The organism is Micromonospora sicca (assembly GCF_003172935.1).
Lineage (GTDB): Bacteria > Actinomycetota > Actinomycetes > Mycobacteriales > Micromonosporaceae > Micromonospora > Micromonospora sicca.
In genome coordinates this window covers 1-10472 of the sequence record NZ_QGKS01000143.1, presented here as the reverse complement: position 1 = coordinate 10472, position 10472 = coordinate 1, and the positions used below count along the sequence as shown (strand labels likewise).

8 protein-coding genes are annotated in these 10472 nt (G+C 74.3%); 5 read left to right on the top strand and 3 right to left on the bottom strand.

Going from position 1 to position 10472, the window contains the following annotated elements; translation table 11 throughout:
* Positions 1-467 precede the first annotated feature (467 nt).
* The 3 genes from DKT69_RS06880 to DKT69_RS06870 all read right to left on the bottom strand — a co-directional run bounded on the left by DKT69_RS06880 (position 468) and on the right by DKT69_RS06870 (position 5354).
* Positions 468-1691 carry a hypothetical protein gene (locus DKT69_RS06880; RefSeq protein WP_109800737.1) on the bottom strand — a complete coding sequence of 408 codons (1224 nt, stop codon included), beginning with the start codon at positions 1689-1691 and terminating at the stop codon, positions 468-470.
* An 89-nt stretch (positions 1692-1780) separates the two neighbouring features.
* On the bottom strand, positions 1781-3460 hold the full coding sequence (locus DKT69_RS06875) for a GTPase (RefSeq protein WP_109800736.1): 1680 nt from the start codon (positions 3458-3460) through the stop codon (positions 1781-1783).
* A gap of 52 nt (positions 3461-3512) precedes the next feature.
* Positions 3513-5354 carry a GTPase family protein gene (locus tag DKT69_RS06870; RefSeq protein ID WP_109800735.1) on the bottom strand — a complete coding sequence of 614 codons (1842 nt, stop codon included), beginning with the start codon at positions 5352-5354 and terminating at the stop codon, positions 3513-3515.
* A gap of 220 nt (positions 5355-5574) precedes the next feature.
* On the opposite strand from DKT69_RS06870, the gene dnaK reads away from it, so the two are divergent.
* The 5 genes from dnaK to DKT69_RS06845 all read left to right on the top strand — a co-directional run bounded on the left by dnaK (position 5575) and on the right by DKT69_RS06845 (position 10314).
* Positions 5575-7431 (top strand): molecular chaperone DnaK, encoded by a 1857-nt coding sequence (dnaK, locus tag DKT69_RS06865; RefSeq protein WP_109800734.1) that lies wholly within the window; start codon positions 5575-5577, stop codon positions 7429-7431.
* 48 nt (positions 7432-7479) lie between these two features.
* Complete coding sequence (grpE, locus tag DKT69_RS06860; protein WP_109800733.1) at positions 7480-8223, top strand: nucleotide exchange factor GrpE; 744 nt, start codon at positions 7480-7482, stop codon at positions 8221-8223.
* 82 nt (positions 8224-8305) lie between these two features.
* Positions 8306-9496, top strand: coding sequence for a molecular chaperone DnaJ (gene dnaJ, locus DKT69_RS06855; RefSeq protein ID WP_109800732.1), 1191 nt, complete (start codon positions 8306-8308; stop codon positions 9494-9496).
* A 29-nt stretch (positions 9497-9525) separates the two neighbouring features.
* The gene (locus tag DKT69_RS06850) at positions 9526-9966 is read left to right on the top strand and encodes a heat shock protein transcriptional repressor HspR (protein ID WP_109800731.1); all 441 of its coding nucleotides are present in this window, start codon (positions 9526-9528) and stop codon (positions 9964-9966) included.
* 141 nt (positions 9967-10107) lie between these two features.
* Positions 10108-10314: a hypothetical protein gene (locus tag DKT69_RS06845; RefSeq protein WP_109800730.1), complete on the top strand. Its 207-nt coding sequence runs from the start codon at positions 10108-10110 to the stop codon at positions 10312-10314.
* The last annotated feature ends 158 nt before the right edge of the window (positions 10315-10472 follow it).

Sequence of the window (10472 nt, the reverse complement as noted above, 5' to 3'; positions counted from 1 at the left end):
GACCGTCCCCGACGCCGAGCGGGTCGCCGAGTCCGTCACCCAGTGCGACGCCGACCGTCTCGTCAAGCCCGGACCCGGGGCCGCTGCCCACGGTCATCCTCACGCTGTCGCCCACCGAGCCGACCGACAGCGGCACCCCGGACCCCGGTGGCAGTCCCTCGCCGTCCGATCCGTCCGCCTCGCCGTCCCCGTTGCCGTCCGATCCGCCGGCGTCGCCGTCCGGATCGCCGTCTGACCCGGCGGACTCCGACGGTGGTCCGCCTGCCCGGCCCACCCGGGTCCCGGCTCGGCCGGCGCCGCCGTTCGCCCGACCGTCGGTCGACGCCCCGGCCGTACCGGTCCCGTCGCCCCGCTGCTCGCCGGTGCCGTCGACGGCCGGGCTGGCGGCCGGGTTGGCGGCCGAGCCGCGGTGACGTACCGCCGCTCTGCGTCGTCGGTCCCGATCTGGACGACCGGGTAGCGGTGCGTCAGGCGGGGTCGTCGGTGAGGCGGTGGCGGTTGGCCTCGATCCAGGCGTCCAGGGCGGCCGGGTCGTCCGGGTCGACGCCGTCGGCCATCAACTGGGCGACCGCGGCGGTGGCGGGGCTGCGCCGCTCCCCGGTGCTGTAGAGCCGGGCGAACTCGGGAACCATCTCCTCGATCGCCTCGTCCGTCCGGCGGGCCGCCGCCTCCACCAGCCCCCGCTGCCGGGCCGCGTACGCCGCCCAGCCGCGGAGCACCCGCGGCAGCATGGCGGCGTCGTCCATGTCCAGCACGGCCCGCCGGTGCACCCAGTCGAGGAGGAACAGCTCGGCCACCGTCGGGCTCCACCGCATCGGGTCGGCGTCCGGGAAGCTCTGCGCGTGGTCGAGGAGCAGACCCAGACAGAAGTGCAGCGAGGCCAGTTCGGCATCCGCCACCGCGTCGAGGCCGAACCGGGCGGCCTCGGGCGACCCGAGGAAGCCCCGGACCAGCCGGGTCCGTTCCTGGTCGGTGAGCGGCGGCACGGTCCGGTCGACGTTCGCCCGGGGCGGTGCGGGCAGCACGGCCAGCCGCGCGCCGACCAGGGCCCGGTCGGTGGCCAGGGAGCCGGCCGCCGGCAGCTCGCCCAGGTCGTCGGTGACCGCCAGGTGACGGGCCACCTCCCCGCGCATCCGGGCTGGCTCCTCGGTGCGGAACCAGGTCAGCTCGTCCTCGGTGCACATCTGCCGGACCTGTTCGAGGATCCGCTCGGCCGGGCCGCCGACGAAGACGTCCTTGGTGATGCCGATGTTGTGGTCGACGAGGGCCACCAGGGCGTGCTCCGGGCCACCGTCGACCTCGTCGTAGGCGAACGTGGCGAGGTACGAGGTCTGGTCGCCGTACACGTCGCCGTAGGACCAGACGCCGGTGAGGTGGACCCGCCCGAGCTGGCCGGTCCAGGCCGGCGCCTGCGCGCCCGGACGGACCCGGCCGGCGCCGTCGGCGTCCGGCACCAGGGCGGCGAAGACGGCGCGGATGGTGGTGGCGGCGGCGCTGCGGCGGCGGGAGGTGGCGGCGAGGAAGCCGGTCACGAACTCCCGGACGGCGTTCTCCCGGTCGGTCTCCGCGATGGCGTACACGCTGCCGAGCAGTGCGGCGCCGAGCATCTCCGCGTCGAGGGCGCAGTCGAGCCTCGTCACGTCGCGGGCGGCGTGCAGCACCGCCTCGTAGGGGGTCTGTGGCGTGGCCATGCACCGACCCTACGCCGCCGGCCCGGCGGGGACACCCGCCAGCGCCCCGCGCCTCGCCGGGACCCTGTCCGGTCGTCGTCGAGGGCGGCTCAGCGGCCGGCCGCGTCCCTGAGCGCCTCGCGGGCCTGCGCGTACCGGGTCAGCACGGACCGCACCGGGACCAGCACGTACTCCTCGCCGACCGTCGCCACCGAGCTGGTGAGCCGCTGCTCCGCCCGCTGGCGGGCCCGCCGCGCCGCCCACCGCACCACCGGTCTGGTCAGCGCCGCCACCAGCAGCCCGGCGAGCAGGCCGCCCAGGAGCAGCACCGTCGGCAACGGGGCCTCGCCGACCCTCGGGTACTCCAGGGACGGCAGTCCGAGCGCCCGCAGGGCGTAGCCGAGCGCGAGCCACCCCAGCCCGGCCAGCGCGGCGACGGTGACCAGCCACTGGAGGCCCCCGACGACCCGCCACCAGGCCGGCCGCCGGCCCATCCCCAGGTCGGTGCCGGCCACCGCGCGGTCCAGCGCGTCGGGCAGGTCGCCGAGCCGGGACCGGGCCGCGGCGGTCACCGCGGTCGGCCAGGGCGCCGGCAGGTCGGCGCCGGACCGGTCGGCCACCGCGCGGATGGCCAGGTTGAGCGCCGAGCGCTGCGCGGCGGTCGGATCCGGTACGGAGGTCGCCGCGACCAGGCTCTCGGCGGGCGCGTCGGCGTCCCCGCCCGGGAGGTGCAGCCGGCGCAGCGGGTCCGGCCGGAGTCTGCGCCAGCCCCTGACCAGCGGCCAGCCGGTGGTCCCGCCGGCCCGGTGCCGGTACGCGCCCTCGACCGCCTCCGCCACCGCCGGCACCCCGGCCGCTCCGGCCAGGGCCCGGGTGAGTTCCCGCGCCGACCCGTCCTCCGGCCCGGTACGCGGCGGCTCCACCCCGACGAGCGGTTCCAGCTCGGCCACCACGCTGTCGACGTCGCCGGCCAGCCGGCGCAGCGCCGCCTGCCGCTCGGCGACCGTACGCTCCAGCGCCCCGCGCAGCCCCACCATCCCCGCCGGGTCGACCGCGACGGTCGGCAGCAGCGGCACCCCGCCGAGCCCGTCGGCGTCGAGCAGGCGGCGCAGGTCGTCCAGGACCCGGGGCAGCTCGGCCGGGGGCAGCCGGTCGGCCTGGTTGAGCACGACCACGGTGACGTCCTTGTGCCGGTGGAACTCGCGCAGGTAGCTGGTGTGGATCACCCGGTCCGCGTACTTCTGCGGGTCGACCACCCAGACCACGAGGTCGACCAGGCCGAGCAGCCGGTCCACCTCCAGCCGGTGGGTCCGCTGCACCGAGTCGAAGTCGGGCAGGTCCAGCAGGACCAGGCCGTGCAGGGCCGACTCGTCGTCGCCGTCGAGCGCGCTCTCCCGGACGAACCGGTGCCGGGGCAGCACGCCGAGCCAGTCGAGCAGCCGGCTGGCGCCGCCCAGCGGCCCCCAGACGCAGGCGTGCGCCACGCCGGTGGTCGGCCGGCGTACGCCGACCGGCGAGAGCTCCAGCCGGGCCAGGGCGTTGAACAGGCTGGACTTGCCGCTGCCGGTGGCCCCGGCCAGGGCGACGACGGTGTGGTCGCCGGAGAGGGCGAGGCGGGTGCCGGCCCGCTCGACGACGGTGTGCGCGGCGACCAGCCGCGCGTCCGGCACCTGGCCGTCCACCGCGCGGAGGAAGCGCTGTACGCCTTCCAGCCGGGCGATCAGCTCGTCCGGGTCGACCCGGTGGTCACCCCGGAACGCCTCGCGCACCCGACCGACGATGTTGGTCATCCGTGCCGACCTTCGTTCGCGACTGCGGGGCCCGCAAGCTCACTCCTCGCGCTCACCGCGTCCCACCCATGCCGGTCGGCGGCAGCACCGGCCCGTCGGTGCGGGACAGGCCGCTGCGGTGCCGGGCCATCTCCACCTCGGCGGCGGCCCGGCGCAGGGCGGTGCCGGTCTCGGCGGCCGGGCGGGCCGCCGCCGTCCGGTCGAGGTAGCGGGCCGCCTCCTCGTCGAGCAGCGCGCCGATCCGGTCCAGCAGGTCCACCCGGGCCTTGTCGGCCAGGTTGCGCACCGCCTGGTCGCCGAAGATCGCCTGGAGCACGGCCTGCGCGGCGACCGTGGTGCCGGCGCCGGTGGCCACCTCCAGACCGGTCGGGATGAAGGCGGTCGAGGCGAAGACCCCGATCATCACGGCCAGCCCGGTGGCGTTCACCGCGTACGCGGCCGTCCGGGCCACGAAGCGGCGGTCGCCGCCCTCCTCGCGGACCAGGTCCAGCACCCCGCGCTGCCAGTCGCGGACCAGCCGCTCGGCGCGTTCGGCCAGGTCGTCGGAGGGGTGGGCGAGCGGCGGCTCGACCAGCGCGGCCCCCGCGGGATGCGCCTTCCACCCGGTGTACGCGTTCTCCGCCGCCTCCGAGGCGACCCCGCGCAACAGGGTCACCAGCTGCGACTCGATCGCGTTGCGCAGCTCCGCGGCGGGCGCCGGACGGCCGGTCATCGCCGCGACCACCCGGTCCCGGAGCCGACCGATCCGCGCCTCCAGCGTGCGGAAGAACTCACCGGTGCCGACGAACTCCTGCCAGCGGGCCAGCACCTCGCCCCGGAGCAGCCGGCCGTCCTTGAGCCCCTGCTCGACGGTCCGCTGCGCCCCCCGGTACGCGGCCCGGACCCGCTCGTCGAGCGCGTCCGCGGCGGCCACCTGCTCGTCGGCGGCGTCGGCCAGCCCGTCGACGGCGGGGTGCACGGCGGCGAGCGCCCCGTCGAGGGTCTGCCGGACCACGGCGGACCGGGTGTCGGCGTCGGCGGCGAGCCGGGAGAACCAGGCGCTGAGCGGGGCGGTGACCTTGTCGGGGAGCAGCCCCTGGCCGTCGACCCAGGTCTCCGGCAGCACGAAGAGCGGCGCGGCGCCGAGGTCCTGGGCGGCGAGCATCTCCGACAGGTGGGCGGCGATCTCGTCGGCCGCCTCCGGGGGCACCCGGTCGAGCACCATGGCGATCACCGCGCCCCGGGCCCGGGCGCTGCGGAGCAGCTCCCAGGGGACGGCGTCGGCGTACCGGGCGGCGGTCGTGACGAACAGCCAGAGGTCGGCGGCGGCCAGGAGTTGGCCGGCGAGGGCCCGGTTGGCGTCGACCACCGAGTCGATGTCGGGCGCGTCGAGGAAGGCCAGCCCGGCGGGGAGCGCGGGCGCGGTGACCAGGTGCAGGGTGCCCGGGTTCTCGCTCGGTTCGTTGGTGCGGGTGAGGCCGGGCAGCAGCTCCCCCCGCCGGAACCAGGCGGAGTCGGTCGGGTTGCAGACCAGCACCGGGGAGCGGGTGGTGGGCCGGAGCACGCCGGCGGCGCTCACCCGGGCCTGGACGAGGCTGTTGACCAGGGTCGATTTGCCGGCGCCGGTGGAGCCGCCGACCACCACCAGCAGCGGCGCGTCGAGCCGGGCCAGCCGGGGCAGCAGGTAGTCGTCGAGTTGGTCGGTGAGCCCGGCGGCGGCGTGCCGGGCCGGCTCGGCCGAGGGCAGGGCCAGCGGGAACCGGGCCGCGCCGATCGCGGCCCGCAGGCCGGCGAGCGCGGCGGGCAGGCCGTCCCCGGTGGTGCCGGGCGGAGCCTCCCCGGCGGCCGGCGGTCCGGTGCGGGCTGCGACGGCGGGCGCGCCGGTGTGGGTGGCGGGATCGCCATGCGTCGTCACCGCTAAAGCGTGCCCGACCGATGCAAGGGAAGACAACCGGACGGTAATAACGGTCGGGTTGCGTCGGGTCGGCTCAACCTCGACTTGCGTTCTCCGGGGGGCGTGGCACTATTGAGTCAAGTTCACTCAACTTGTGGTGGGATCGCTGACGGCGACGCCCGCCGGAACCCAGCGGGCAATGCCCGTCACCTGCTCGACGTTACGAAGCGAGGAAGCGAACATGGCACGTGCGGTCGGCATCGACCTCGGCACGACGAACTCCTGCGTCAGCGTTCTCGAGGGCGGTGAGCCCACCGTCATCGCCAACGCTGAGGGCTCGCGGACGACCCCCTCTATCGTCGCGTTCGCCCGCAACGGCGAGGTGCTCGTCGGTGAGGTCGCCAAGCGCCAGGCGGTCACGAACCCGGACCGGACCATCCGTTCGGTCAAGCGGGAGATCGGCACCAACTGGACCGTCGACATCGACGGCAAGAAGTACACCCCGCAGGAGATCTCGGCCCGGACGCTGATGAAGCTCAAGCGGGACGCCGAGGCGTACCTGGGCGAGCAGATCACCGACGCGGTGATCACCGTCCCGGCCTACTTCAACGACGGCCAGCGCCAGGCCACCAAGGAGGCCGGTGAGATCGCCGGCTTCAACGTGCTGCGGATCGTCAACGAGCCGACCGCGGCCGCCCTGGCGTACGGGCTGGACAAGGGCTCCAAGGAGCAGACCGTCCTGGTCTTCGACCTGGGTGGCGGCACCTTCGACGTCTCCCTGCTGGAGCTGGCCGAGGGCGTCATCGAGGTCAAGTCGACCAGCGGTGACAACCACCTCGGCGGCGACGACTGGGACCAGCGGATCATCGACCACCTGGTGAAGACCTTCCGGGGCGAGCACGGCATCGACCTGGCCCAGGACAAGATGGCCCTCCAGCGGCTCCGCGAGGCGGCCGAGAAGGCCAAGATCGAGCTGTCCGCCGCCACCACCACCAACATCAACCTGCCGTACATCACCGCCGGTTCCGCCGGCCCGCTGCACCTGGACGTGACGCTCAGCCGCGCCGAGTTCCAGCGGATGACGCAGGACCTGCTGGACCGCTGCAAGGGCCCGTTCGAGCAGGCCGTGAAGGACGCCGGGATCAAGGTCTCCGACGTCGACCACGTCATCCTGGTCGGCGGCTCGACCCGGATGCCCGCCGTGACCGACCTGGTCAAGCAGCTCACCGGCAAGGAGCCCAACAAGGGCGTCAACCCGGACGAGGTCGTCGCCGTCGGCGCCGCCCTGCAGGCCGGTGTGCTCAAGGGTGAGGTCAAGGACGTCCTGCTGCTCGACGTGACCCCGCTGAGCCTGGGCATCGAGACCAAGGGCGGCATCTTCACCAAGCTGATCGAGCGCAACACCACCATCCCGACCAAGCGCTCCGAGGTCTTCACCACGGCGGACGACAACCAGCCGTCGGTGCTGATCCAGGTCTTCCAGGGCGAGCGGGAGATCGCGGCCTACAACAAGAAGCTCGGCACCTTCGAGCTGACCGGCCTCCCGCCGGCGCCGCGCGGTGTGCCCCAGATCGAGGTCACGTTCGACATCGACGCCAACGGCATCGTGAACGTGCACGCCAAGGACCTGGGCACCGGCAAGGAGCAGAAGATGACGATCACCGGCGGCTCCTCGCTGCCGAAGGACGACATCGAGCGGATGCGCCGGGACGCCGAGGAGCACGCCGAGGACGACAAGCGGCGGCGCGAGGAGGCGGAGACCCGCAACCTGGCCGAGGCGCTCCAGTGGCAGACCGAGAAGTTCCTCGCCGAGAGCGGCGACAAGCTGCCCAGCGAGAACCGGGACCAGCTCAACGAGGCCCTCGGTGAGCTGCGCGGCGCCCTCGGCGGCCAGGACATCGAGAAGATCAAGGCGGCGCACGAGCGGCTGGCGCAGGTCTCCCAGCAGGCCGGTTCGCTGCTCTACTCGCAGCAGGCCGAGCAGGGCGAGCAGCCGGGGGCGGCCGGGCCGGGCGCGGGTGCGACCGGTGGCGCGCAGGCCGGCGGCGCCGACGACGTGGTCGACGCCGAGATCGTGGACGAGGACGGCAAGAAGTGACCTGCCGCTGTCGGACACGTACCCACGGCAGAGGGATGAGGTAGCCGCATGACGGAGAAGCCACGAGCCGCCGACCCGGGCGCCACCGGGTCGGCGCCGGGTGGCTCCGCGACCGCCGGGCACGCCGCCGGCGAGGAGCCGCGGGTCGTCATCCGTGACAAGCGCAAGATCCGCAAGACCGGGGAGGCGACGACCATCGCCGCCGACGCCGCCGCTGACGTGCCGGCCGAGGGGCTGGTCGAGGAGGCCGACGTCGTCGTCGACGAGATCGAGGCCGAGGCCGAGGTCTCCGGCCCGCCGGTGGTCGATTCCCCGGCCGAGCCGACCGAGGAGGCCGCCCAGGCGGGCGTGCCGCTCGGCGCCGAGCTGGAGTCGCTCCGCGCCGAGCTGGACGAGCGGACCCGGGACCTGCAGCGGGTGTCGGCGGAGTACGCCAACTACCGCAAGCGGGTGGACCGGGACCGTGCCCTGGTCCAGGAGCAGGCGATCGGCACGGTGCTGGCCGCGCTGCTGCCGATCCTGGACGACCTGGACCGGGCCCGCGAGCACGGCGACCTGGTGGGCCCGTTCGGCACGGTGGCCGAGCAGCTCACCACGGCGCTGGGCAAGTTCGGCCTGACCGCGTTCGGCGAGCAGGGCGACCCGTTCGACCCGACCCGGCACGAGGCGGTGGCGCACCAGACCTCCGCCGACGTGACCGAACCGACCTGCGTGCAGGTCATGCGCCGGGGTTACCAGCTCGGCGAGCGGCTGCTGCGGCCCGCGCTGGTCGCGGTTGCCGACCCGGAGTAGTGCCGACCCGCGCCGTCCCGCCCGCCCGTCAGGGGAGGGCGGGACGACCGGGGTATACGTCCCGTGGAAGGGGGGTGGACCGGTGAGTTCCAAGGACTGGGTCGAGAAGGACTACTACGCCGTGCTGGGCGTGGAGAAGTCCGCCTCCTCGGACGAGATCAAGAAGTCGTACCGGAAGTTGGCCCGGGAGTCGCATCCGGACCACAACCCCGGTGATCCGAAGGCCGAGGAGCGGTTCAAGACCGTCTCCGAGGCGTACGCGGTGCTCGGCGACGAGAAGAAGCGCCGCGAGTACGACGAGATGCGCTCGCTGTTCGGCTCGGGCGCGTTCCGCCGCAGCGCCCGCGGTGGGGGCCAGCCCGGCGGGATGCCGTTCGACGTCTCCGACCTGTTCGGCGGCGGCGCGACCGGTGGTGCCGACACCCGCTTCGGCGGGGGTGGCTTCACCGACCTGTTCAGCTCGATCTTCTCGGGTGGCGCCGGGGCCGGCGGTCCGGCCCGCCCCCGGGGTCCGGCACGCGGCCGCGACGTCGAGACCGAGGTCGCGCTGGACTTCGACGACGCGGTACGCGGGGTGACCCTGCCGCTCTCGCTGCGCGCACCCGGCGTCTGCGACACCTGCCACGGCAACGGGGCGAAGCCGGGCACCCAGCCGGTGGCCTGCCCGGTCTGCCACGGCGCCGGGGTGACCACCCGCAACCAGGGGTCGTTCAGCTTCTCCGAGCCGTGCCGCAACTGCCAGGGCGTGGGCACGGTCGTCGAGGAGAAGTGCCCGGAGTGCCACGGCACCGGCGGGGTCACCAAGACCCGCACCCTGAACGTCCGCTTCCCCGCGGGGGTGGCCGACGGCCAGCGGATCCGGCTGGCGGGCCGGGGCGAGCCCGGCGAGCGGGGCGGCCCGGCGGGCGACCTCTTCGTCCAAGTGAAGGTCCGTCCGGACGAGCTGTTCGGGCGGTCCGGGGACGACCTGACCCTGACCGTGCCGATCACGTTCCCGGAGGCGGTGCTCGGCACCGACCTGCGGGTGCCGACCCTCGACGGCACGGTGACCCTGCGGGTGCCGCCGGGTACGCCGAGCGGTCGGGTGCTGCGGGCCCGGGGCAAGGGCGTGGTGCGCAAGGACGGCCGGGCCGGTGACCTGCTGGTCACCCTCGACGTGGTGGTGCCGGCGAAGCTGTCGGACGAGGCGCGGGCGGCGCTGGAGTCGTTCGCCGACCAGACCCCGCCCGCCGCGCGGGAACATCTCGACGCGCGGGTGCGTCGATTCAGTTGATCGGGCGAGTGCTGCGGAGGTGAGCGGGGATGTCGGAGGAGTTCGTCGGCTCGGGTGACCCTGCCTACGAGGCCAAGGTGCTGATGATCTCGGTGGCGGCGCGGATGGCGGGGATGCACCCGCAGACCCTGCGCCAGTACGACCGGTTGGGCCTGGTGCAGCCGGGTCGGGCCGCCGGCGGCGGCCGCCGCTACAGCGTCCGGGACGTGGTGCTGCTCCGCGAGGTGCAGCGGCTCAGCCAGGACGACGGGATCAACCTGGCCGGGGTCAAGCGGATCATCGGCCTGGAGCGGCTGCTGGAGCAGGCGCAGCAGCGGGTGGCCCGGCTGGAGGCGGAGCTGGACGCCGCGTACCGGCGGATCGCCGAGCTGGAGGCGCTGGCCAGCTTCCCGGGCCGGGACCTCGTGCCGACCAACCGCACCTCCACGGCGCTGGTGGTCTGGCGTCCGCGCCGGAACCCGGAGCGCTGACCCACTTCGCCGCTCGACCGCTGGTCCACACCGGCCCGGCTCGCAGTTCGGGGATTCCCCGGCGCGGGCCGGGCCGCTCTCGTTAGCCTGAGAATCAGGTTCAACCAGCTCAATCCGGACTCTGAACTGGCAGGGGGAGCCATGGCGGAATCGGCGAAGAAGGTGGCCCAGCAGACGGAGGACCGGCTCGAGAAGGTGGCCGAGAACATACGGGAGAGGTTCGAGCAGGTCACCGAGGGCAAGTTCACGAACAAGATCAAGGAAGGGCGTTTCGCCGACCAGGTCGACCACGGCATCGACCACGGCCGGGCCGAGGTGAAGCGCCGGCAGCAGGGCGGATCGACCTGACGATCCGCCGACGTGCGGGCCGGGACCCACGGGGGGTCCCGGCCCGTTCGCCTTTCTCCGGAGGTGCGGGCCGGGACGCAGGGGCGCTGCGAGGGGGTCCCGGCCCGTTCGCCTTTCTCTCCCTTATACACATCTGACGCTGCCGACGAATAGCCTCG